We start from the raw sequence: 23552 nt of genomic DNA on the forward strand, positions 1-23552 counted from the left end.
GTGTCCCAGAACAACGAGCACACCGGCGAGAGGCACACCGACGAGCACCCCGAGACGGCGGTCGAGGAGGTCATGGCGGAGATCGCCGACGCCGAGCACCGTACTCACGACACCGCCGAGCAGCGCCGCCGCAGGGGTGAGGCCGGCGAGGCCATCACCCCCAACACGCGCGCGCAGGAGGAGTCGGAGGGCGACTGACCCGACGACGGGCCGCAAAGGCCACCGGCCCCCGGCCGCCCCGGTCCGACGCGGCCGCTTCGCGCCCCGCCCTTCGTCGGGGCAGTCGCGCCGGGGCGGGGCCCATGTGCCGGAAGGTGCACGCCCGGCCCCGGCCCGTCCACGCCCCCACGGCTTCGCTCGGCCTGGAGACCCGATACCGCCGACTCCTCATCGACGGGTGGTCGGGCAGCCCACGGGTACTCGGCGGCCATGACACACCACGTCCGTAGTGCACCCGTCGGCGAAGGCCCCCGGCTGCCGTCCGCGCGCGGCCCCGTCTCCGCCGCCGTCCAGGGCTATCTGCGGGGCACGGACCCGCCGCCCCGGCCCGAGGACATCGCCGGTGCGACCGCCTACGGCGACGACCTCCAGCTGGCGCTGTACCTCTGCTACGAACTCCACTACCGCGGATTCGCCGGCGTGCCGGAGTCCCACGAGTGGGATCCGGACCTGCTGCGGGTGCGCGCCGCGCTGGAGCATCGCTTCCTGACCGCCCTGCGCACGGACGTGCCCTGCCACGACAGCGTCGAGGACGCGCTGGCGGACCTGCTGGTGGAGCCCGTCGACGGCACGGGTGTCAGCCACTACCTGTGCGCCGAGGGCGAGTTGTGGCAGCTGCGCGAGTACGCCGCCCAGCGCTCCCTGTACCACCTCAAGGAGGCGGACCCGCACGCCTGGGTGCTGCCCCGGCTGTGGGGCAGGGCAAAGGCCGGCATGGCGGCGGTGGAGTTCGACGAGTACGGCGGCGGCCGGCCCGACCGCGTCCACGCACATCTCTTCGCCGAACTGATGACGGACCTCGGCCTGGACACCACGTACGGCCACTACGTCGACGCGGCGACGGCACAGGCCCTGGCCACGGTCAACGTCATGTCGCTGCTCGGCCTGCACCGGGAACTGCGGGGAGCCCTGGTCGGCCATTTCGCGGCGGTGGAGATCACCTCGTCGCCCGGCTCCCGGCGGCTGGCCGAGGCGATGCGCCGTGCGGGCGCCGGGCCGGCCGCCGAGCACTTCTACGACGAGCACGTCGAGGCGGACGCGGTGCACGAGCAGGTCGTACGCCACGAGGTCATCGAGGGCCTGCTCGCCGAGGAACCCCACCTGGCCTCCGACGTCACCTTCGGGATGGACGTCACCGGGTATCTGGAAGACCGCTTCGGTGACCGGTTGCTCGACGCGTGGCGCGCCGGCCGTTCGTCGCTGCGCACGTCCCAGAGTTCTGCTATCTCCCTTATCTCCTGAATGTCGGGGTACCCGGACGGCGTGAAACCACTGGTGCCTCCGGGCGTGTACGCCCCTCAGGACGACACCGACCTGCTGGTCGGTGCGCTGCTCGACGAACCCTTGCCCGGCGGGGCGGACGTCCTCGACGTGGGAACCGGTTCCGGCGCACTGGCCATCGAGGCCGCACGCCGCGGTACACGGGTGACCGCGGTGGACGTGTCATGGCGGGCGGTGTGCACGGCCCGGCTCAACGCCTGGCTCGCCCGCAGTCCGGTGCGGATCCGGCACGGCAACCTCTTCGCACCGGTGCGCGGGCAGTCGTTCGACCTCATCCTGGCCAATCCCCCGTATGTGCCCGCCCCCGAGACGGGCCGCGCGCCGCAGGGGGCGGCACGGGCGTGGGACGCGGGCCGTGACGGACGGCTCGTGCTGGACCGGATCTGCCGGGAGGCCCCGGCCATGTTGCGCCCCGGCGGTGTCCTGCTGGTGGTGCACTCGGCGTTCAGCTGTCCCGACCGGACGCTGACGCACCTGCGCGGTGAGGGGCTCAAGGCCTGCGTGACACGGCGCAGGACGGTTCCGTTCGGTCCCGTACTGCGATCCCGGGAGGGCTGGCTGCGTCGGCGCGGCCTGCTGGTCGATCCGGAGCCGAGGGAGGAGCTGGTGGTCGTCCGTGCCGAACTCCCGGTCTGAGGAACCGCGCCGGATCAAGGTCCGGCGCCAGGGCCCCCTGTTGGTGGAGGGCCCGGTCGAGGTGGAGCTGGAGGACGGCACGACCGTCTCCTGCGACCGCTTCCGGGTCGCCCTGTGCACCTGCCGGCGCAGCCGCCGCTACCCGTGGTGCGACACCAGCCATCGCGACCGGGGCAGGGCCCGCTGAGAGCCCTGCTCCGGGGCCGACGGGACGGACCGGTCAGTCGAAGTACGACTGGAGGGTGCCGCGTCGGCGGATGTCGAGTGTCGCGCAGTGGAACGAGCCGCCGAACGGCGCGTAGTGCAGCAGGTCGCACGGGATCGGCTCGAACCCCCACCGCTCCAACTGGCGCAGCATCCCGGTGTGGTGACGTTCGGCGATGACGCGCTTCTCGTCGACCATGAGGACGTTCATGCTGAGCCACTTGCCGCACATCGAGGTGATGCCGAGCAGCCGGTCGTCGATCGGGTCGGGCTCGGGGGCGACCAGGACGTCCCAGGAGCGCAGGATCCCGGGCAGCCGGTCGACGTCGATGTACTCGGGGTTGATGAGGACCTTGCCGGGCGCCAGCAGGACGAACGTCGTGTCGATGTGCATGGGCGTACGGCAGCGGCTCTCGATCTCATGGATGCGGTAGCCGGGTCCGAGGTGACGGCGCAGCCACTCGATGCCCATCCGGTTGGTGACGTTGCTCCGGGTCACGAACAGATCGCGTCCCGCGCGCACGAAGTCCGCCGCGTCGAAGACGGGCTCGAACTCGGTGAGGATGTGGCGCGGGGGCTCGCCGGGCCGGGGTGCGCGGAATCCCCGCTCGAACAGCTCGTCGGTGAGCTGCGGCTTGGGCGCCGCCGTCCAGCGCGCGCCGCGCCGGAAGTAGTCCTTCAGGACGGGCCGGTAGGAGTGGGTCTCGAAGTACCGGCAGGGCCAGGCCATCGGCGTCTCGATGATCTCGTCGCCGATCACCAGCATGCTGTCGCGCGGACAGGTGTTGCAAAAGCCGCGCGAGGTCCAGTGCGGGGTGCCGAAGCGGCGCCTGTGCTCGACCTTCTCCGGGCGCCTGACCGTGACCCCGAGCGTCTGCAGGAGGTCGATGAACCCGTCGAGTTCGTGCTGCGCCCTGTCGACCAGCACCCGCGGGTACCTGAGGCCGCCGACCAGGCCCATCATCCGCCCCGTCCAGGACGGGACGTTGCATGACACGACCGGGTGACGGGAGGGGATCGTCGCGCCGTCGAGACGCCCTACGAGGATCTCCTCCAACGGGTCCCACTCGTTGTGCGAGTTGACCGGTGAGACGAGGGATTCCACAGCAATGTCGGTGGCGGCCGATGTCGCCGTCATCTCACACCCGCTTTCGGACACGGAAACGAACCAGCAGTTCCGTGTACCCCGCCCCCCACCTGATCACTCAGTGCGGTCGCTTGTGAGCTGTCGGTCGACGAGTCGAGTAATCCGAGGTGTCGGCCGGGCGGCCCCACTCCGCCCGGCCGACCCCCGGTGCGAGACCGCGTCGGCTCCCTCGGCAGGCCGCACTCCCCATCCGCGGACCACTGCCGTCTGCACGGGAACCGGGCGATCCCGGTCCTTAGAACGCGAAGAGGCTCGTCGCGTAGGAGCCCTTCACGCACTCGTTGGCGAAGGTGCGCTCATAGGAGACGCGCCGGCCCTGCCAGACCCCGTCGACCGTCACCACGACTGGGTCGTACTGCTTGGTGCACAGCACGCCGTCTCTGCTCTTCAGGGCATTGAAGTCGCCACCCACCCCTCGTAGTTCGGCGCAGGCGGCGCCGGGGGCGGGATGGGTGCCCGACGGCGTCGGGGCGCAGCTCAGAGTGACCGCGCGCACCGGCGTGGTCATGGCGGCGTCTTCCCCGTGGGCCACGGTGAGCACCAGGGCCGAGGGGGCGTAGAGGGAGGCGGGGGCGGCGTTGGGGGTGGCGAGGGCGGATCCGGTGAGGGGTCCGCAGACGGCGGTGGCCGTGAGGCCGAGGGTCGCTGCCCAGCGCGCGGTGTTCCGCATTGTGTGCATCCTTCCGCTCGATTCGAGGGTTGTGTCGGCTCCGGCGCGATCGGTGCCGGAGCGACGAGCGGGAGTCTGCCGAGTCCGCCGCCGAAACTCACATCGACGGCACGGGTTTCAGTAACCTTGCGTATTGAATCAGTGGCGTGAAGTAACGGACTTCGAACGTTCCAATGCCGGAAGTTGGCGGCTCTTGATCGTTCCAAGCCCTTGAGTGGCCGGTTTACGCACGCTCATTAATAGGCCTGAAACATTCCGGTTGAACCCTCCGTGGACCGCTCCTCCACCCCTTGTGTTCATGGACGGGACGAGTAATCGTCATTACATGATTACCAGCGACCAACGAGAGAAGATGCGCGGCTGGTTCGCCGGCCGCCTGCCCGAGGACCTCTTCGAGGAACTGACCGACGTCACGGTCGACCGCGAGGAGATCACCGTGATCGGCCGCATCCCCGAACCCCGCCTGGCCGAGGGCGCCTCGGCCGCCGAACGGGGGGCGGCCGTGGAGGGCCGTATCCAGGAGTTCAGGGAGCGCACCCGGCAGACCCGTATCGAGGTGGCCCGCGAGGCGGAGCACCGATTCGGCCGCAAGGTCTCATGGGGCGTGGAGTGCGGCGGGGGGCGCGCCCTGTTCACCCATGTCGCCGCCCCGGTCATGACCCGGCTGCGGCAGCCGGAACGCCAGGTCCTCGACACCCTGATCGCCGGCGGGGTCGCCCGCAGCCGCAGCGACGCCCTCGCCTGGTGCGTCCGGCTGGTCCAGCGGCACACCGACGACTGGCTCACCGACCTGCGCGAGTCCCTGGAGAACGTCCACCGGGTACGCGCCCAGGGACCGGACACCGAACCCGAGGAGGCTCCCACGGACGGCGACTGAAGGGCACACCCATCACCAACCGGTCGGTATGGTCTGCGTACAGCGCGTTCTCAGTGACGAGAGGCGGGGCCTGCGCATGGGTGAGCACTGGGCGGACTTCCAGTACGAGATCTACCTGAACGGGATGACCGGGGCCGTGCCCCGGCTGCCCACCGATCTGACCCGGCTGGAGGAGCTGACCGAGCGACGCCTCGGCCCGGGCCCGGTCGGCTACGTGGCGGGAAGCGCCGGCGACGGCAGCACGGCCCGCGCCAACCGGGAGGCGCTGCGGCGCCGCCGCATAGTGCCGCGCATGCTGCGGGACGTGCACGAGCGGGACCTGTCCGTGGAGGTGCTCGGCCGCTCCCTGCCCGCGCCGCTGGCGCTGGCGCCCGTCGGCGTGCTGTCGATCATGCACCCGGACGCGGAGTGCGCGGCCGCCCGGGCCGCCGCCGCGCAGGGTGTGCCGTTCGTCCTGAGTTCGGCGTCCAGCACCCCCATGGAACAGGTGGCCGAGGCGATGGGGGACGCCGAGCGCTGGTTCCAGCTGTACTGGCCGAAGGATCCGGAGGTGGCCCGCAGTTTCCTGGGCCGGGCGAAGGCGGCCGGGTTCACCGCGCTAGTCGTCACGCTGGACACGCCGATGCTGGCCTGGCGGCCGCGCGACCTCGACCAGGCGTACCTGCCGTTCCTGCACGGCGTCGGCACCGCCAACTACTTCACCGACCCGGCCTTCCGGGCGGGCCTCGCCAAGCCGGTGCACGAGGATCCGAACGCGGCCGTCATGCACTTCGTGGGGATGTTCTCGGACCCTGCCAAGACCTGGCCGGACCTGGCGTTCCTGCGGGAGAACTGGGACGGCCCGATCGTGCTGAAGGGCGTCCTGCACCCGGACGACGCCCGCGAGGCAGCCGAAGCCGGGATGGACGGGGTCGTCGTCTCCAACCACGGCGGCCGCCAGGTGGCCGGCTCCGTCGGCGCGGCCGACGCACTGCCCCGGGTCGTGGCGGCGGTCGGGGACCGGCTGACCGTGCTGTTCGACAGCGGTATCCGCACCGGCGACGACATCTTCAAGGCACTCGCCCTCGGCGCGCGGGCGGTGCTCGTGGGACGGCCGTACGTCTACGGACTCGGCCTCGACGGGCAGGCGGGGGTCGAGCATGTCATCCGCTGCCTGCTCGCCGAACTCGACCTCACCCTCGCCCTGTCCGGCCACGCGGGCCCCTCCACCCCGGGCCCCGCCGACCTGGACGAGAAGCCCGCATGACCGCCACGCGGAACGTCCTCGCGTCATCTCGCCGCTCGTGAACGGCCGTACCGACGGCACCGGCCTGGCCGCGCTCTTCCCCGAGCGGACACATGCCGACCGCCGCACGGCCGCGCCCGACCCGGCCGTCGTCCACACCGGCCACCACCGGCCGCCACCCGAGGTGGCGGCCGAGTCCGGCGCCGCCCGCCCCGAGCCGCTCGGCGAACCGCCACCCACCGCCGCGTCCGTCCCCCCGCGCTCCCCGACCACCGACGAGACGCGGCACCGGGCGGCAGCGGGTGCTGCGCGGGGCTGCCGAAACACCCCCTAAGCCCGCTCCCGCTCCTCCCCCGCCCGCACCGCCCGAGCCCCCGGCGCCCCGGTCTGCGCGCTCGACAGCGAACCCGGATGCGCCGATGTCACCGGATCGGTCAGCCAGCGCTGCCCGTCGGAGCCGTCGCGGACCTTGACGACGATGTCGGCGCCCGTGTCCACGGTGGTGGAGGCGAGGGCGAGTTGCTCGTCCCAGCGCGGCAGCAGCTCGCCCCGCACGGTGAGGTCGTAGCGCACGTCGTCGGCGCGCCGTGAGTCGTCGTCGGCGCAGGTGCCGAGGATGACCACGCCCGCGTCCGCGTGCGAGTCCAGGCACAGGTCGCGATCGGCCACGCTGCGCAGCAGCCCGTCCTTCTCGTAGGTCCACTGCTGGCCGGCGTCGTCCGAGCAGGCGGCCAGTTCGGTGCCGGCGCCGTCCTTCGGCTCGCCCTCGATACCGAGGCACAGCTCGGCGTCGGCGTTGCGCAGCCTGGTCCGCAGCGGTGCGGTGGGCAGTTGTGCCGTACCCGGCGGGGAGGCGGACACCGCGGGCGGGACCTGGGACGCGCTGCCGCCGCCGGTCGCGGAGGCGGCCGGATCGACGCCGTCGTCGTCGGAGAGCAGACCCGCGGCGAGCATGACCGCGATCAGCCCGGCGGAGGCGAGGCCCACTCCCGTGAGGAGTGTGCGGGGCGAGCGCGGTCCGCCGGGCACCCCGCGGACCTGCGCGGGGATCCGCGCGAGCAGCCGGCGTCGCCCTGCGCCGTGCCGGGCGGAGCGGGAGCGGCGCGGTCCGGGCCCGTCGCCACCGGTACGGCCCGGCCGGGTGTCCAGATAGCGGCGGGCGCCCCAGCCGAGCACCGCCTCGGCGATGAGCACACCCAACCCGCCCTCGAAATGGCTCAGTTGTTCGGCGGCGTTACGGCAGTAACGGCAGTTCGCCAGATGCTGCTGGACATCGGGGAGCAGGGCACCGCCCCGGCGCATGGGGACATCGAGGAGGCGGTTGTAGAACCGGCAATCCTTCGTCGGTGCGAGTTCCCGATGGGCATGTACACAACCTTCACGGAATTTATCACGCGCTTGTTCGAGAGCGGCCGCTGCGGTAACGGTGTCCATACCCGACAGACCGGCGGGTATGGACAGCGGTTCGCCCTCCACCTCGGTATGCCAGAGCAGGCAGCGGGCCAGTCCTGGAAGCGCCTGGAACGACCGATCGGCGAGCTTGCGATTGTCGGGCGTCATGAAGTTCGCCGAACGCATGCCGCGTCCGCCCGCGGGTTTCGCCAGGTCCGGCAGCACGGCCGCCGTCCGCTCCTCGGCCGCCCACCGCCGCACCGTGTCGCGGACCGCGACAAGGAGCCGCGGGCGCAGCGCGGCGGCCGGTTCGCCCAGCGCCAGGCGGTCCAGGACCTGGTGAAAGGCGGCGGCCGTGACCATGTCGGCGACCTCGCCCGGGGCGGCGAGACAGATCACCGCGTATGCGTGGCCCGACTGCCAGTGCCGCGCCATCAGCAGCGCGACGGCCGAAGCGGCCTCTCCGTCCGGACTGCCCCGCAGCCGGGCGGCGAGACCTTCGTCGGATTCCTCGGGAACGCCTCCGGGCGGGGGGTAAGGGGGGCGAGGGGGGTGGGGGGTGGGCACTGAACGGATTCCTTCCCGCGCAGGTGACACAGAAGGTCTGGCCGCCGAAAAGGACGAGTGGTCTGATGCGTACCTTTTCGACGCGAGCGAGGGGAGCGTGAATTCACCGATACCCTTCCGCCCCGGTTCCCCTCGGCACGAATGAGCCAGGCCTTTTCCACCCCCCACGGGTACTTCACCCTTGCACAGCCCGCTCATGACCAACAAGGCACTCGGGCAACATCCGTACCGTTGAGGGAAAGTCGGATACGGTGGTGAACTCGCCGCCCCCGCGCACCTTTCGGCATTCCCCGCGGGACTCAGATCTGCCAGGAACGCAGCCGGTCCGCCGCGCCGTACACATCGGTGCTGCCGGCGATCAGGTCGCGGGCGAGATCGACGAGGGCGCCGTAGGGCGGGTCGATGCCGACACCGCTGACGAACATGTAGGCGACCGCGGACGCGCAGGCGAAGCGGGCGTTGGCCGAAGGCAGCGGCTTGAGCAGGGCCAGGGTGTGCAGCAGTGCGGCGGCCCGCCAGGCCGGGTCGGAGTCGACGCCCAGACGGGGCGGATCCACGCGATGGCGGGCGACGGCGGCGACCAACGCCGAGAAGTCGTTGATCGTGGGCTGGTCCGGCAGGACCTCTTCGTGACGCTGGAGCAGCCAGGGCACGTCGATGTGGATGACAGCAGCCATCGGTCAGGCGGCCCGCCCCTCGCCCTTCGCGGGCGGTTCGTCGTCGGGGAAGGCGGCCGCGAACTCCTCGGCGTGCGTCGAGAAGAACCGTCGGAACGCCTCGGCGCCCTCCTGCAGCGCCCGGTGCCGCGCTATGTCGGCCGCGGCCGCCTCCCGCACGAGCGCCTTCATCGACGTACCGCGCTCCTTGGCGATCTGCCGCAGGTCCTCAAGCTCGCGGTCGCTGAACTCCACGTTGAGAGCTGGCATGCCCCTCACGGTACCGCTCGGGTACTTACCCGTAAATACCTGCAGGTCAAGTGTGATGTACGCCGGTACCGGAGCCGGAGGGACGAGTGGTCTACCAGGCCGGGCGGGGGTCACGCAGATGTTCCGGGGTCTGCTCGGGACGCCAGTACCCCTCGCCCTGGTCCGTGCGTACCAGAAGTCCCGGGCTCGGCGCGAACTCGAAGGTCTCGGGCGCCGGGCCGTGGAACCGCTCGGTACCGGGGAGCGGGATCTCCACCAGCGCGCCGTCGTGGATCATCCACAGCCCGAAGCAGTCGTCCTCCTCGTCGTGGATCAGCACCTGGACGCTCTCCGGGCGGTCCCAGGGCAGCGACTCCAGGTGCTTCAGCAGCCCCGTCCGGGAACCCATCCGGACGAACTCCGACGCCCAGCCGTACCCGATGGCCCCGCCCAGGGGACTCGGGATGGGCACGAACCTGCCGGTCCAGGTGCGCTCGTCGTCGTGCTCAAGGAGGGGCTCCATGACCTCGGGGGAATTTCCCAGGGCCAGCACGATGACCTCCGCGATTCTGCTCATGTCCGCAGTATCGCCGCGGTCATGGAACCCCTACCAGCGGATTTCCGCTTACGCCTGGTCCGCCACGAACGACGCCATCCGGGTCAGCGCCGAGTTCCAGTTGATCGTGTGCTCGTTCGTCGACCAGGACTGGATGTCGTCGATGTAGCAGAACTGCCCGACGCAGCCCTTGAGTTTGCTCTGTGCGTAGGGGTCCTGGATACCGGAGTTCGGCCCGCCGGCCAGCGTGCCCACCGGCGGGTTCGGCTGGCTGGGGTCGAGCTGGTGGGCGTACCAGCGGGCGTGCTGGTTGCGGGCGGCGACCTCGCCGTAGCCGGTCACGTACGACATGTTCAGCGCGTTGCGCCCGAGGATGTAGTCCATGCTCTGCACCGCGCCGTCCCGGTACTTGGAGGCACCGGTGATGTCGTACGCCGTGGCGATGACGACGGCGTTGTGCAGGATCTGGTGGTTGGAACCCCAGTCGTAGAGGTTGCCCTCGGGCGCGTACGGCATGCCGTACGGGTGGGACCTCAGCGTGGCCAGGTAGCGGTCCGCCCCCTTGACCACGGACTGGCGCACCTTGTCCCGGCCGGGCAGCCTGCTGGGCACGGTCGCCAGGTCCAGCCGCGCCGCTGCCGCGGTCCTTGCCCAGTCGTAGCCGACGGGAAGAAAGATGTCGGCCGTGTGGACCGGGGAGTTCAGGACGTGGTCCGCGAACTCCTTCTCGCCGGTGCTGAGATACAGCTCCGCAGCGGCCCAGTAGAACTCGTCGGTGACGTTGTTGTCGGCGTAGGTGCCGCCGCCGATGCCGTCGCTCTCCGAGGCGTACCGGTCGGGGTGCGCGAGCGCCGCCGACCAGGCCGTGCGGGCGGCGGCCAGGGTCTTCGCCGCGAACTCCTTGTCGTACGGCTTGTACAGGCGCGCCGCCTGCGCGGCCGTCGCCGCCAGGTTGAGGGTCGCCGCGGTGGACGGCGGATGCAGTTCGCGTTTCTGCGGGTCCTCGTGCGGCATCAGCGGCAGGCCCGTCCACTGCTCGTCGTGGATCTTGTGATGCGCCATGCCGGCCAGCGGCTGTCCCGCGGGCACCTGCATCTTCAGCAGGAACTCCAGCTCCCAGCGGACCTCGTCCAGGATGTCGGGCACCTTGTTGCCGCTCTCCGGGATGGCGAGCGTGCCGTCGCGCAGCTTCTGCGGTTCCCCGGTGCGGGCGAGCAGTTCGCGTTCGTAGGTGCTCAGCAGCTCCCACACGGAGATGCCGCCGTTGACGACGTACTTGCCGTGGTCGCCGGCGTCGTACCAGCCGCCGGTGACGTCGAGCCGGTAGTCGCACACGCCCGGCTGGCAGGGCACGTCGCCGTCGCCCCGGTTGGGGGCCACGTCGACGTGTCCGGCGGGGCGGGCGTAGCCCGGGCGCAGGTCGTCGCGGATCGCGATGCCGCTGCGCTGGGTGTAGTAGTACTTCGCGGCGTCGAGGCGCAGCCGCTCGTAGGCGGCCGTACCGATGTCGAAGGGGCGGCTCGCCTCCCCGTCGGCGACCAGCGTGAAGTCCTTGCCCTGCTTGCGGTACGGGCCGAAGTCGATGGAGTGGACGTTCTGCGCGGAGGAGGCGTCGGTGCCGCGGGGCACGGTCCAGCCCTGGGCCACCACGGCCCCGGACCCGTTCTTCAGCTGCCAGGGAAGCCTGCGGGTGGCGTCGGTGACGAGCGTGGCGTTCTTCGGCCCGGCGGGCAGATAGCCGACCTGGTTCACCCGTACTCGCGGCCCGGTGTCGGGCTCGTACACCTCGGGCGGGACGCCGCCCAGCAGTGAGGCGTTGTCCATGCAGAAGCGCCAGGCGTCCGCACTGCCGCCTAGCTGGAAGGCGACCTGGCCCTGCGAGGTGTCCACGGGCGAGGTGAAGGTGTAGGAGTACGCATTCCCGGAGACGCTCAGCTCCGGCGTCACCTCGAAGTAGGTGTCGTACGGCGCGGCGGCCAGGCCGACGATCGCCCGCACCACATGTCCCTCGGGCGAACCGTTCGCGGTGAAAGAGAAGCGGTACGACTCCCCCTTCACCAGCGTGATGTCGTTCTGCCCGACGGCGGCGTCCCAGCGGTTGGCGGTGCCACCGGGGACCTCGGCGCACAGCCGCCCTTCGGACAGGCCCGCGGTGACGTTGCTGGTCGCCCACCACGGCTCGGTGGTGGTGTCGAAAGTGCCGTTCTTGAGCTGCTCGACCTCTTCCGCTCCCGCGGGGGCGGCAGGCAGTGCGACGAGTCCCGCCGCCAGTAAGGCCGTCAGGGACAGCAGGGTTCTTCTGCGTCGTTTCACGTCTGGGCTCCTCGGGTGAGGTACGGGTGACGCTCGCGGTGGGAGCGCTCCCAGCCGCGGATGGGGCCATGCTTGTCGGCAACATGACACGCCGTCAACGGTCCGGACGGGACTGGTTGCGCCCGGACCGCCCGGCGGCTCGCCCGGCAGACACCACCGGCCTCCTCGCCGTTGCGGTGGCCGGAGGAGTCCCTGTGGACGCCGTCGAACCTCCCGGCATCCGGGTGCCCGCGAGGGCGGTCGTGTGACGGTCATTCCGATACGGGCGGGTCGCCGACGCACTAGGCTGGGGCCCCGGTGACACGCTTGTTCACGGTGAGTGTGCGCAATGGAGTGCCGAGATGAGCCCGGATTATCCGTTCGACGAGGCCGCGACGGCCCGGGCGGTCATCGACGCCGACGGCACGCTCGTGGAATGGAACGCCGGCGCCGAGCGACTGCTGGGCCACCGCGCCGCCGAGGTGCTGGGGCGGCCCGCCGCCGACCTGCTGGCCGACGCGGACAGGGGCAGACGTCCCGCTTTCGAGGGCGACCGCTGGGACGGCGTCCTCACCCTGCGTCGCCGTGACGGCGGCACACTGCCCGTATGGCTGCTCGCACACCGGGTGCGTGCGCAGGACGACGGCCCGCACCGCTGGCTCGTGGTCACGCCGGTCGAGCAGGACGGCCGGCGTCTGCCCGACGATCCGCTGGACGACGTCGGACTGCTCGACTCGCCCTGCGCCATCGCGATCTACGACGACCGGCTTCGGCTGCGCAGGATCAACCCCGTCATGTCGGAGATCCTCATGCTGGCCGAGGAGAACGTCCGCGGGCTGCGGGCGCCCGAAGTGACCGGCCGACCGCAGAGTTACGACGTCGAACGACAGCTTCTCCGCGTCCTCACGACCGGACGCGGCACCGACGTACGGACCTACGTCCCGGTCGGCGGCGACCGGACGCACGCCTGGCTGGCCCGCCTGGCGCCGGTCGTCGACGGCAAGGGGCGGGTGCGTGGAGTGGCCGTCGCCGCCCACGACTTCACCGAGCAGTACGTGGCCCAGGAACGGCTGCAACTGGTGAACGAGGCGAGCGTGCGCATCGGCACCACCCTCGACGTCACCCGCACGGCCCAGGAGCTCGCGGACGTCTGCGTGCCCGCGCTCGCCGACTTCGTCAGCGTCGACCTGCTGGACCCGCAGGAACACGGCAGCGAACTGCCCTCCGGGCGACTCACCGCGCCGGTCGCCCTGCGCCGGACCGCCCACCGGTCCGTCAACGCGGGCAACCCGGAAGCGGTGGCCCGGCCGGGGCGGCTCGATGTGTATCCCACCCCCTCGCCCCAGGCGGACGCCCTGCTGGCGGGCCACACCATCGTGGCCTCGACGTCGACCGGGGATCTGGAGGACTGGCTGGCCTGGGATCCGGCCCGCACCGAGCGGATCAAGGAGTACGGCATCCACACCACCATGTCGGTGCCGATCCAGGCCCGTGGCACCACCCTCGGGGTCGCCGTGCTCACCCGGTTCAAGAACCCCGAGCCGTTCACACCCGACGACGTCCTGCTGGCCGAGGAGATCACGGCCCGCGCGGCCGTCTGCATCGACAACGCCCGCCGCTACTCCCGCGAGCGCGAGACCGCCCTGGCCCTGCAGCGCAGCCTGCTGCCCCGGTCCCTGCCGCGCACCGCCGCCGTCGACGCGGCCTCCCGGTATCTGCCGGCGGCGCGGTCCGGGGTGGGCGGCGACTGGTTCGACGTGATCCCGCTGTCCGGGCTGCGGGTCGCGCTGGTGGTCGGGGATGTCGTCGGCCACGGCGTCCAGGCCTCGGCCACCATGGGCCGGCTGCGCACCGCGGTCCGCACCCTGGCCGACATCGACCTCGCCCCCGACGAACTGCTCACCCACCTCGACGATCTCGTCGTACGGCTGTCCGAGGAGACGGGCAACGACAACAGCCCCGGCGAGGTCGGCGCCACGTGTCTGTACGCGGTGTACGACCCGGTCTCGCGGCGCTGCACGATGGCCCGGGCGGGCCACCCCTCGCCGGTCATGGTGCCGCCCGGTGGCCGGGCGCGGGAGATCGAGTTGCCGGCCGGGCCGCCGCTCGGCCTGGGCGGGCTGCCGTTCGAGTCCGCCGAGATCGAGCTGCGCGAGGGCACGGTGCTCTCCTTCTACACCGACGGCCTGATCGAGAGCCGTGAGCGGGACGTCGACGCCGGCCACGCGCTTCTGTGCGACGCGCTGTCGGCCGCCGCCGACTCCCTGGAGGAGACCTGCGACCACGTGCTGCACGCCCTGCTCCCGTCGGGCGGCGCCGCCGACGACGTGGCGCTGCTGCTGGCCCGCACCCAGGGGCTGCCCGCCGCCCGGGTGGCGACCTGGGACATCCCGGCGGACCCGGCGCTCGTCGCCCCCATCCGCAAGCAGGTCCTGGAGCAACTCGGCACCTGGAGCCTGAGCGAGGCGTCGTTCACCGCGGAGCTCGTGGTCAGTGAGCTGGTGACCAACGCCATCCGCTACGGCGCCCACCCCATCCGGCTCCGGCTGATCCACGACGCGGCCACACTGATCTGCGAGGTGTCGGACACCAGCCACACCGCTCCGCATCTGCGCCGCGCCAAGGTCTTCGACGAGGGCGGCCGTGGACTGCTGCTGGTCGCTCAGCTGACCCAGCGCTGGGGCAGCCGGCACACGACGGAGGGCAAGACGATCTGGGCGGAGATCGGCCTGCTCGGCGAGGTGTGACGCCGCCGGGCGCACTGATCCCTCCCCGAGCCCGGCACGCCCTGACTGTCGGGCCGGCCCCGGACGCGTCGCGTGAGCCGGGGTGAGCCGCGCCGGTCCCGGGGTCAGCGGCGGCCGTCACCGCCGTGTCCGCCCCCGTCGCCTCCGGTGCCGCCGTGGCCGAAGCCCCCGTACCCGCCGCCGGACGGACCGTGGGGGTCGTCCGCGACCACGCGGACGGGTGGGAGGAGCAGGTGTCGGTGGGCGACGGGCTCGTGGCCGTCGGCTACGGGTTCGACGGCGCGGCCGACGGTGTCGCGGTCGGGCCCGGCTTCCGCGCGGATTTCGGGGTGCGGGGCGGCGTGGCGGTCGCCTTCTCGGCCTCCGCCTCCGAGACCCAGGTGACCGCCTCCATCTGGAGCTCCGTCCTCGACGTGTCGATGACCCAGTGCTGGGCGTCACCGTCGTCGTCGCGGGCCTTGAGGACCAGAGCGCCCGAGCCGTCGGTGGCGGCGGGAGTGAGGGCCAGCTCCTGGTCGAAGCGCGGCACCAGCATGCCCTGGAGCGTGAAGTCGTAGCGGACGTCGTCGGCCACCGCCTCCGAGGCGCCCGTGCAGGGGGCAAGGCGGACCGAGTAGCCGAGGTGGGAGTCGAGGCACAGATCGGGGTTCGCGGCGCTGCGCAGCAGGCCGTCGGTCTCGTACGCCCATTGCTGACCGGGGGCCGAGGAGCAGGTGGCCAGTGCGGTCTCCGCTCCCTCGACGACCTTGCCGCCGACGACGTCGACGCACATCCCGGACCCGATGTTGTGCAGCCGACCGCGCAGATCACCCTTGGCGGCCTCGGCGGCGCCGGCCCAGGAGGGATTGCCGGTGGTGGTGCCGCCGGAGTCGGGGGCGTCGGAAGGGCGGTCCTGCGCGGCCGGGGCGGAGTCGTCGCCCGAGTCGAGGGACGACCAGACGACGAGCGGGAGGACGACGAGGGCGCTGACGGTCGCTACCGCGGCCGTGAGGTGGCGGCGCCGGGTCGCACGGCGGGCGGCCTTCAAGGCCGCGCGGCCCGAGTAGGCGCGGGCGCCGGAGCGGGGCGCGGCGTCGCCGGCGCGGGGTTCGCCGGAGGGGGACGGGGCCGCGGCGCCGGTGCGCGGGGTGGTGCGTCGGCCGGCCTTACGGGCCCGCCGGGGGCCCATCGGCGCGGGTGCGGAGGCCCCGGCACCGGCACGGGGCGCACCGGACGTGACGGGCATGCCGGCGGCGGGGTCGGCCGTCGCTCCCACGGGCTCGCCCGCAGGGGGGAAGGGCGCGGTCACGGAACCGGGGCGTTCTCCCACGAGGGCCTCGCCCCACGGGGCACCTGACACCGGGCGGCCGGGGGCGGCTTCGGGAGGGCCGGGGGTCTTCGCCTCGGGCGCGCCGGTGGCCCCGTCGCAGAAGAAGGACTCGCCCGCTATCGCCGCGGCCGGCTCCGGCGCGGGCTCCGTCGGCTCGTCGAGCCGGCTCGCTCTCGCCTCCACGTAGGCGCCCGCACCCCAGCCGAGCACCGCCTCGGCCAGGGCGGGACCGAGCCCGGTGTTGAAGACGTGCAGTTGCTCGGCGGTCTGGCTGCAGTGCCCGCAGCGGTTGAGGTGCTCGCGCAGGTCGGGGTCGACGTCGACGCCGCCGCGCCGGTAGGTCACGTCGAGCATCCGCAGGTACCGCCGGCACTCCTGCTCGGGGGCGAGCTCCCGGTGGACCTGGAGGCTCTCCTCGCGCAGCCGGTCGCGGGCCCGGCCCAGGTCGACGCGGGCGGACTCCTCGTCCAGGCCGAGGAGCGCGGCCGGTACGGCCGTCGGCTCCGACTCCACCTCGGTGTGCCACAGCAGACAGCGAGCCGACTGGGGAAGCCGTATGAAGGCCTCGGACAGCAGCCGGCGGTTGGCCGGCGGCAGCAGTCGGGCGGCGGCGCGCTCCGGATGGTTCGCGTCGGACCGCAGTTCGAGGTGGAGCATGTCCCGTCTGTGGTCGGTGTCCCACTCGGTCGCGATACGGCCCACGGTGACGAGCAGTTGGGGACGCCATGCGGCACTCGGCCCGGTGTGCCGCAGAGTCTCGCCGAAAAGCCGGGTGAATGCCGCGGTGGTGAGCATCCCCGCGGAACGGGCGTCCACGGTGCACAACCGCGCATAGGCGACGCCCGCTTCCCAGTGCCGGTCGAGGAGTTCACCGACGGGGTGAAGCGCTGGTGTCGCCCCTGTCCACCGCTTGAGCTCGGTGCTCAGTTGAGCGTCCGTCACTTCGAGGTGACGGGCGTCGCGAGGGGAATTCGACAGGCCAGCGTCGTGCACGGTGGCATTCCTCCGGAGGGCATGCGGCATTGAAGGTCCATACCATTGAGTATGCTCCGGGCGCGCCTGGCGAAGCGCGGGAAGTGCGGGAGCGAAGCACACCTTTGCACAGGTCAGGGGCAGGGAACAAGGGACTCCGGATTATTGTGCATTGCCCGCGCGACCGTCGTTGTTTGACGAATGGTCAATAGTGGGTGCTCACCCATTGCCGCCAATCCCCGCGGCCAATCGAAAATGGCATTCCCTCATTCGCCATGAACACGAGTGCAAACCATTGGGACACCGCACTGCCGCTTTTTCTCCTGGTCATAGGGCCACGCATGCCTTCACCGCGCCTTCACAAGTCACCCGCCAACCATTGAACCGTGAACCCGGTACGCGCCGGGCGGTGTCCCGTACCGCTCGCGGAACACCCGGTTGAAGTGGAACGGGCTCGCGAACCCGGAGGCCGCGGCCACGCGTTCCACGGACAGGTCGGTGCTCTCCAGCAGCCGGGCGGCATGGCGCAGACGCGCCTCGCGCAACGCGCGCATCGGTGACCGGCCGAGCTGCTGCGTGAAGAGGTGGGCGAACCGGGAGGGCGAGAGCGCCACGTGCGCGGCGAGGGAGCGCACCGTGTGCGCTGCGGCCGGGTCGGCGTCGATCAGGGCCTGGGCCCGGCGGATCCGGGAGTCCACGCCGGGGCCGTGCGGCGTCGTGCGCGCGGTGCCCGCCGTGAGCAGGACGATCTCCTCCAGGGCGCACAGGGCGAGTTCGCGGGCCGCGGTGCCGTGCGCCACGGCCACGCCCTCGGCGCCCGGCACCGGGACCGGCGGCGCCTGCGTCCCCGTCCAGCGGGCGTCGGCGAGCATCCGGTGGAACGCCGCCTCGACACGGCCGTGCACCGCGTCCGGCGTCGCGGGCACGACGTACAGACCGGCGCCGGTGCCGTACGGGCGCAGCCAGGACCGCCAGGAGGGCCGGGCCTGGCAGTGCACCCACCAGAACTCCCAGTGGCCGGCGCCCGGTTCGACGCCGTAGCCGTGCGGGACGTCCGGCGCGAGCACCACCAGGTCCCCCGGGCCGGCTCCCGTCCCGGCGTCCCCGTGCCGCAGCCGGCCGCGGCCCGCGGTCGTCCAGGTGAACAGCCAGCTGTCCGCGCCGCGTGGACGGTCGACCCGGTACCCGGGCGGCTGGTCGTATCGCCCGACCACCACGAGGCCCGGCGGCGGGGCGGGGACGGCGGGCGCGGCAGTCCCGGGCAATCCGTCAGCGCTCACGGTCATCCTCCCGGGATCCGGATCGTCCTAGCGTGGCGGGCGAGGCCGCCTGACCGAGGAGTGGACGCATGACAGCCCTGGACATCGGCGCCGCCGGCGCCCCCATCCTGCCCGAGGCCGGGCTGCGTCGGTTCCGCGAGGACGGCTTCACGGTCACGCGCGGGCTGTTCGGGCCTGACGAGATCGACCGGCTGTGCGCACGGTTCGCCGCGCTGCACGCGGCCGGGCCGGTGCCCGGGCACTTCGAGCCCCACCCGTCGGACGACGACCCGCTGCGCGTGTACCCGAGGGTGATGCACCCGCACGAGATCGACGAACTGTCGCTGCGGGTGCTGCTCGACCCCCGACTGCGCGCCGTGCTGGAGGCGCTGCTCGGGGAGGAGGTGCTGGCCGCGCAGAGCATGTTCTACTTCAAGCCGCCGGGGGCCCGCGGGCAGGCACTGCACCAGGACAACTTCTATCTCCGGGTCGAACCGGGCACCTGTGTGGCCGCGTGGATCGCCTGCGATGTGATCGACCGGGACAACGGCGGTCTGGAAGTCGTCCCCGGCACCCATGCCATGGACCTGTTCTGCCCTCGGACGGCGGACGCGCAGGTGTCCTTCGCGCGGGAGTACGTACCGCCGCCGCCCGGTCTGACGGCCGTGCCGGTCGACATGGCCCCCGGTGACGTGCTGTTCTTCAACGGCAGCCTGGTGCACGGTTCCCAGCCGAACCGTTCGGCCGACCGCTTCCGCCGTTCCTTCATCGGCCACTACGTGGGCCGCTCCGCCGAGCGCATCGGCCGCTACTACCGCACCCGGACGATGAACGGCGACCCCGTCGCACTGCCCGAGAGCGAGGGCGCGGGCCCGTGCGGCACGGAGTTCGCACCGCACGGTCCGCACTGAGCGCGCCCGACGGTCAGTGACCGATGACCGGATGCGGCACGTAGGGCTGCTGGAGTTCCTCCAACTCCTTCTCACTGAGCGCGAGTTCGACCGCGGCCACCGCGTCCTCGATGTGGTGCGGCTTGGCGGCGCCGACGATCGGGGCCGCCACCGTGTCCTGGTGCAGGAGCCAGGCGAGGGCGATCCGGGCGCGTGGGACACCGCGTTCGTCCGCCACGCGGGCGACGGCCTCGACGACGGTGCGGTCACCGTCGACGTACAGACGACTGCCGAAGTCGTCGACCGCGCTGCGCTCGGTGACCGTGCCCCAGTCCCGGGTGAGCCGTCCGCGGGCCAGCGGGCTCCAGGGGAGCACGCCGACGCCCTGGTCCGCGCAGAGCGGCAGCATCTCGCGCTCCTCCTCGCGGTAGAGGAGGTTGTAGTGGTTCTGCATCGAGACGAACCTGGTCCAGCCGTGCCGCTCGGCCGTGTACTGCATCTTGGAGAACTGCCACGCGTACATCGAACTCGCCCCGATATAGCGGACCTTGCCCGCCTTGACCAGGTCGTGAAGTGCCTCCATCGTCTCCTCCACCGGCGTGTGCGGGTCGAAGCGGTGGATCTGATAAAGGTCGACGTAGTCGGTGCCGAGACGGGCGAGGCTGTGGTCGATCTCCGCCATGATCGCCTTGCGGGAGAGTCCGGCACCGTTGGGTCCGGGCCGCATCCGGCCGTTCACCTTCGTCGCCAGCACGATCTCGTCCCGGCGGGCGAAGTCGCGCAGCGCCCTGCCGACGATCTCCTCGCTGGTGCCGTCGGAGTAGACGTTGGCGGTGTCGAAGAAGTTGATGCCGGCGTCCAGCGCCTGCCTGATCAGCGGCCTCGACTCCGCCTCGTCGAGGGTCCACTCGTGCACGCCGCGGTCGGGCAGCCCGTAGGTCATGCAGCCCAGACAGATCCGCGACACGTCCAGGCCCGTCGAACCGAGCTTCACGTACTGCATCGTTGCTGCTCCTGTCTTCGGGTCGGCCATCAAGGGGAGCGTACGCGGCGTCTTCATCCCGCTACGCGGCCGACGTGAGCCGTATCAACAGCACTCCGGGGGCGCGCGGCAGGCGCACCCGCAGTCCGTCGCCGTCCCACACCGCCGTGCCGGAGGCCGGGGCCGAGGGGTGGAGGATCTCGGTGCGTACCTCCCGGCCCGCCAGATGCGAGACCGGCAACCGCAGTTCTTCCTCCCCCGCCCGGCGCCGGACCGAGACGTACGACGTCCGGTCACCGGGCACCCGCATGCCCAGCGCCAGCCACTGGTCCGTCCAGCCCGGCAGCCCGAGCGGCCAGAACGGCACGGCTGTCGCGAGGTCCCCCCGGATCGTCCGGTACGCGCTCACCGCCTCGCGCACGAGCCCGCGCTGGTGGTCGGACATCCGGTTCAGGTGGCCGGACAGATGGACGCGGCCGAGCAGGGCCCCGCCCAGGGTGAAGGAGATCAGGTCGTCGTCGTACTCGGGCTGCGGGTAGGCCCAGACGGCTCCCTGCTCGGGCGGGACCGCCGTCGGCGCGGCGGCGGCGATCGCGGAAAGGAGCAGGGGGTCCTGCTGGTCGCTGGTGGACTGCAGCTGGGTGGCGGCCAGGGTCGCGCCGTCCATGCGCATCCCGCCGGAGGCGCAGTTCTCGACGACCAGTCCGGGATGGCGGTCCAGGGTCGCGGTCAGCCATTCCAGGTAGGCCCGGGCGTGGCCGAGCAGGCCGGCGCCGGGTGCGAGGTCGCCGGGCGCGCAGGTGCCCGGGTCGACGACGATGTTGTAGTCGAGCTTGAGGTAGCCCACGCCCCAGTCGCCGACGATCCGGTCCACGGTCCGGTCGAGGTGGGCGCGGGCTTCCGGGTGCCGCAGGTCGAGCTGGTGGCGGCCCTGTTCGCTGAGGCGGACGCCGTCGCGCTGGAAGAAGGCCTCGGGCGGGAGCACGGAGGCGACGGGGCTGCGGACGCCGACCACCTCGGGCTCCAGCCACAGCCCGGGCACCATGCCACGCTCGCGGATCCGGTCCAGGACCCGCTGGATCCCGCCGTCGGGGAAGCGCCGCCGGGAGGGCAGCCATGCGCCGACGCTGTCCCACCAGCCGCCGTCCGCCCAGTCGTCGTACCAGCCGGAGTCGATGCAGAAGTACTCCGCGCCGACGTCGGCTGCCGCGTCGATCAGCGGCAGCAGCTTCTCGGTCGTCGGGTCGCCCATCAACGTGTTCATGTAGTCGTTGAAGACGACCGGGAGAGCGGTGTGGTCCGGGTGCGGGCGGCGCACGGCCCGGCGGTACGCGGTCAGGGCGCCCGTCGCGGCGTCGAAATCGGAGCCGAGCGCGAGCACCCCGGGCACGGTGGTGAACCCCTCGCCCGGCGCGATCCGGACCCGCCACTGGTGCTCGGCGTCGGTGGGGCCGTTCAGTGCGAGATACGTGCCGTGGGCGCGTTCGCCGAGGTCCCAGCGCCAGCCGGCCGGGGACTCGATCTGCCACAGCCAGGTACGGCCTCCTTCGCGCTGCGTCAACGCCCCCATCGCCAGGTGGCCGTCGGTGGGCCAGCTGCCGCGGCCGGTGAGGACGAACGCGGCCCGGCTGTCGTGCTGATGGGCGTCGGCGTCGATGTCGGCGACGGCCAGGCGCAGCGGCTCGGCCTGCCAGCGGCACTCGGCGAGCCAGTCGTTGCGGGCCCGGTGCACGTCGAGGGTGTCCGCGGAGGGCAGGCCGCCGAGCAGCAGGCTGCTGACCGACTGGACGACGAGGGGTTCGGCGCCCTCGTTGCTCAGCCGGACGCGGGAGCGCAGCACCGGCACGCCGCGGGGGGACGACAGGTCGACGTCGGCTCTCAACCCGCTGACGGGGTCGTGGAGTTCGACGGTCAGCCGCTCCCAGTCGCCGCGTCTCGCGGTGCGGTGGCCCCGGTACCGCAGGCGGGTGCCGAAGGCCGTGCCGGTGAAGCGGGGCCCCGACCAGCCGCTGCCGTGGCCGAACGCGGTCAGGTCGACGAGCGGGAGCGCGGCGGTTTCCGGGTCGGCGGAGTCGGTGTCGCCCAGCCGGATCAGCCGCGGGGTCCCGTCGGAGGCGACGGCGAACTCGGCCTCCAGGGCGGCGTGGCCCCAAGTGAACGTCCTTGGCGGCTCGTCGGCATCCGCGTTCGCCGTACCGGTCAAGATGCTGCCCCCTCGGCGAGCGCTCGCTGCGCTCTCTTGACGACCCCTGTGTGACCGGTCACAATCCTCGCGTGAATGTGACCGGTCACACAAGGAGCCCGGCGAGCATCAGAGACGTCGCGGCGGCCGCGGGAGTCTCGCACCAGACCGTCTCCCGGGTCATCAACGGCCACCCGAGCGTGCGGCCGGCCACCCGCCGGCGGGTGCTCGCCGCCGTCGAGGAGCTGGGCTTCCGCCGTAACGCCTCGGCCTTCGCCCTGGCCAGCGGACGCAGCCGGGTCGTGACCGTGCTCACCGCCGACACCACCCACTTCGGCCACGCCTCGATCCTGCGGGGTGTCGAGGAGGCCGCCCGCGCGGCGTCCTACGCCGTCGGGATCGGCGTCCTGGAGTCGGCCGAGGAGGCCGCCGTCGCCGCCGCGGTGCAGCGCGCTGCGGACGCGGGCGGCGGGCTCATCGTGATCGCCTACGACCCGGCCGGCGTCCGGGCGCTCACGACCGTGCCGGCCGGGCTGCCGGTCGTCGGTGTGGTCGAGACCCCGGCGCGCCCGCCCGCCGACGAGAGCCCCTGGGTGTGGACCGACGACCGCGAGGCCGCCTACCGGGCGACCCGGCATCTGCTCGCCCTGGGCCACGAGACCGTGCACTACGTCGCCATCCCCTCCAGCACCCGCCGCACCAGCGCCCGTACCAGCGGCTGGCGGCAGGCACTGAAGGAGGCCGGCGCCCCGCAGCCCCGTCCGGTGCAGGGCAGTTGGGGGCCGGCGGGTGGGCACGCGGCCGGGCTGGGGCTGGCGAGGGACCCGTCCGTCACCGCGATCCTGTGCGGCAACGACGACCTCGCGCTCGGTGTGCTCCGCGCGCTGCACGAGTCCGGCCGCCCGGTGCCGGACGAGGTCAGCGTGGCCGGTTTCGACGACGCCCCGCACTCCGCCTTCCTGACCCCGTCCCTGACGACCGTGCGTCTGGACTTCACCGGCCTCGGACGGGCCGCGTTCGCCCTGCTGCACGGCGTGCTGGAGGAATCCGCGCCCATCGCCCCGCACCCCGTCTCCGTACCGGAACTGGTGGTGCGCGAGAGCTCGGGCCCACCGCCCGCCGACGCCCGGCCCGCCCTGTGAGCGCCGCGGCCGGGTCCGCACTCACCGGTGGAGGAGTCACGTGACGGGAGGCACAGCAGCGTGCTCACCTGCACCGGCACGAGATCGCGCGTGACGTC

The 23552-nt window shown here is 72.2% G+C and carries 21 protein-coding genes; 10 read left to right on the forward strand and 11 right to left on the reverse strand.

Annotated features, from left to right (window positions below):
- The 4 genes from ACFYNL_RS20195 to ACFYNL_RS20210 all read left to right on the forward strand — a co-directional run bounded on the left by ACFYNL_RS20195 (position 1) and on the right by ACFYNL_RS20210 (position 2323).
- Complete coding sequence (locus tag ACFYNL_RS20195; RefSeq protein ID WP_388805164.1) at positions 1 to 198, forward strand: hypothetical protein; 198 nt, start codon at positions 1 to 3, stop codon at positions 196 to 198.
- A gap of 231 nt (positions 199 to 429) precedes the next feature.
- Positions 430 to 1461, forward strand: a complete 1032-nt coding sequence (locus ACFYNL_RS20200) for an iron-containing redox enzyme family protein (RefSeq protein ID WP_388805167.1) — start codon at positions 430 to 432, stop codon at positions 1459 to 1461.
- The gene (locus ACFYNL_RS20205) at positions 1462 to 2136 is read left to right on the forward strand and encodes a HemK2/MTQ2 family protein methyltransferase (protein WP_388805169.1); all 675 of its coding nucleotides are present in this window, start codon (positions 1462 to 1464) and stop codon (positions 2134 to 2136) included. It abuts the gene before it with no gap.
- Positions 2117 to 2323 (forward strand): CDGSH iron-sulfur domain-containing protein, encoded by a 207-nt coding sequence (locus ACFYNL_RS20210; RefSeq protein ID WP_388805171.1) that lies wholly within the window; start codon positions 2117 to 2119, stop codon positions 2321 to 2323. The genes ACFYNL_RS20205 and ACFYNL_RS20210 overlap by 20 nt, the downstream gene beginning before the upstream one ends.
- Positions 2324 to 2356: 33 nt before the next feature.
- Here ACFYNL_RS20210 and ACFYNL_RS20215 read toward each other — a convergent pair whose 3' ends face one another.
- Both ACFYNL_RS20215 and ACFYNL_RS20220 read right to left on the reverse strand, forming a co-directional pair.
- Complete coding sequence (locus tag ACFYNL_RS20215; protein WP_388805174.1) at positions 2357 to 3478, reverse strand: amidinotransferase; 1122 nt, start codon at positions 3476 to 3478, stop codon at positions 2357 to 2359.
- Positions 3479 to 3722: 244 nt separating this feature from the next.
- On the reverse strand, positions 3723 to 4157 hold the full coding sequence (locus ACFYNL_RS20220; RefSeq protein WP_388805177.1) for a protease inhibitor: 435 nt from the start codon (positions 4155 to 4157) through the stop codon (positions 3723 to 3725).
- Positions 4158 to 4482: 325 nt separating this feature from the next.
- Between ACFYNL_RS20220 and ACFYNL_RS20225 the strand changes: the two genes are divergently transcribed.
- The 3 genes from ACFYNL_RS20225 (at position 4483) to ACFYNL_RS20235 (ending at position 6593) form a co-directional block, all read left to right on the forward strand.
- Positions 4483 to 5034, forward strand: a complete 552-nt coding sequence (locus ACFYNL_RS20225; protein WP_388805180.1) for a hypothetical protein — start codon at positions 4483 to 4485, stop codon at positions 5032 to 5034.
- 76 nt (positions 5035 to 5110) lie between these two features.
- Positions 5111 to 6280, forward strand: coding sequence for a lactate 2-monooxygenase (locus ACFYNL_RS20230; RefSeq protein ID WP_388805183.1), 1170 nt, complete (start codon positions 5111 to 5113; stop codon positions 6278 to 6280).
- Between the two features lie 37 nt (positions 6281 to 6317).
- Entirely contained in the window at positions 6318 to 6593 is a 276-nt protein-coding gene (locus tag ACFYNL_RS20235; protein ID WP_388805186.1) for a hypothetical protein, read from the forward strand.
- On the opposite strand, the gene ACFYNL_RS20240 is transcribed toward ACFYNL_RS20235, so the two are convergent.
- The 5 genes from ACFYNL_RS20240 to ACFYNL_RS20260 all read right to left on the reverse strand — a co-directional run bounded on the left by ACFYNL_RS20240 (position 6590) and on the right by ACFYNL_RS20260 (position 11992).
- On the reverse strand, positions 6590 to 8218 hold the full coding sequence (locus ACFYNL_RS20240) for an RICIN domain-containing protein (protein WP_388805189.1): 1629 nt from the start codon (positions 8216 to 8218) through the stop codon (positions 6590 to 6592). The genes ACFYNL_RS20235 and ACFYNL_RS20240 overlap by 4 nt on opposite strands.
- A gap of 299 nt (positions 8219 to 8517) precedes the next feature.
- Positions 8518 to 8895, reverse strand: coding sequence for a toxin Doc (locus tag ACFYNL_RS20245; protein WP_388805192.1), 378 nt, complete (start codon positions 8893 to 8895; stop codon positions 8518 to 8520).
- 3 nt (positions 8896 to 8898) lie between these two features.
- Positions 8899 to 9144 (reverse strand): hypothetical protein, encoded by a 246-nt coding sequence (locus ACFYNL_RS20250; protein ID WP_388805195.1) that lies wholly within the window; start codon positions 9142 to 9144, stop codon positions 8899 to 8901.
- Between the two features lie 91 nt (positions 9145 to 9235).
- Positions 9236 to 9700, reverse strand: a complete 465-nt coding sequence (locus ACFYNL_RS20255; protein ID WP_388805198.1) for a hypothetical protein — start codon at positions 9698 to 9700, stop codon at positions 9236 to 9238.
- Positions 9701 to 9748: 48 nt separating this feature from the next.
- Positions 9749 to 11992: a glycoside hydrolase family 9 protein gene (locus ACFYNL_RS20260; protein WP_388805201.1), complete on the reverse strand. Its 2244-nt coding sequence runs from the start codon at positions 11990 to 11992 to the stop codon at positions 9749 to 9751.
- Positions 11993 to 12333: 341 nt separating this feature from the next.
- On the opposite strand from ACFYNL_RS20260, the gene ACFYNL_RS20265 reads away from it, so the two are divergent.
- On the forward strand, positions 12334 to 14718 hold the full coding sequence (locus ACFYNL_RS20265; protein ID WP_388805204.1) for a SpoIIE family protein phosphatase: 2385 nt from the start codon (positions 12334 to 12336) through the stop codon (positions 14716 to 14718).
- Positions 14719 to 14983: 265 nt separating this feature from the next.
- Here ACFYNL_RS20265 and ACFYNL_RS20270 read toward each other — a convergent pair whose 3' ends face one another.
- Positions 14984 to 17020, reverse strand: coding sequence for a ricin-type beta-trefoil lectin domain protein (locus ACFYNL_RS20270; protein ID WP_388805206.1), 2037 nt, complete (start codon positions 17018 to 17020; stop codon positions 14984 to 14986).
- A gap of 344 nt (positions 17021 to 17364) precedes the next feature.
- The gene (locus ACFYNL_RS20275; protein ID WP_388805209.1) at positions 17365 to 18285 is read right to left on the reverse strand and encodes a helix-turn-helix domain-containing protein; all 921 of its coding nucleotides are present in this window, start codon (positions 18283 to 18285) and stop codon (positions 17365 to 17367) included.
- A gap of 62 nt (positions 18286 to 18347) precedes the next feature.
- Between ACFYNL_RS20275 and ACFYNL_RS20280 the strand changes: the two genes are divergently transcribed.
- On the forward strand, positions 18348 to 19169 hold the full coding sequence (locus ACFYNL_RS20280) for a phytanoyl-CoA dioxygenase family protein (RefSeq protein WP_388805212.1): 822 nt from the start codon (positions 18348 to 18350) through the stop codon (positions 19167 to 19169).
- 13 nt (positions 19170 to 19182) lie between these two features.
- Here the strand turns inward: ACFYNL_RS20280 and ACFYNL_RS20285 are convergent, their stop codons facing one another.
- Positions 19183 to 20151, reverse strand: a complete 969-nt coding sequence (locus ACFYNL_RS20285) for an aldo/keto reductase (protein ID WP_388806229.1) — start codon at positions 20149 to 20151, stop codon at positions 19183 to 19185.
- Between the two features lie 61 nt (positions 20152 to 20212).
- On the reverse strand, positions 20213 to 22333 hold the full coding sequence (locus tag ACFYNL_RS20290) for an alpha-galactosidase (protein ID WP_388805215.1): 2121 nt from the start codon (positions 22331 to 22333) through the stop codon (positions 20213 to 20215).
- 50 nt (positions 22334 to 22383) lie between these two features.
- Here ACFYNL_RS20290 and ACFYNL_RS20295 point away from each other — a divergent pair, with 50 nt between their 5' ends.
- Entirely contained in the window at positions 22384 to 23454 is a 1071-nt protein-coding gene (locus tag ACFYNL_RS20295) for a LacI family DNA-binding transcriptional regulator (protein ID WP_388805218.1), read from the forward strand.
- Positions 23455 to 23552 lie beyond the last annotated feature (98 nt).

This window comes from Streptomyces sp. NPDC007808 (genome assembly GCF_042868655.1).
GTDB lineage: Bacteria > Actinomycetota > Actinomycetes > Streptomycetales > Streptomycetaceae > Streptomyces.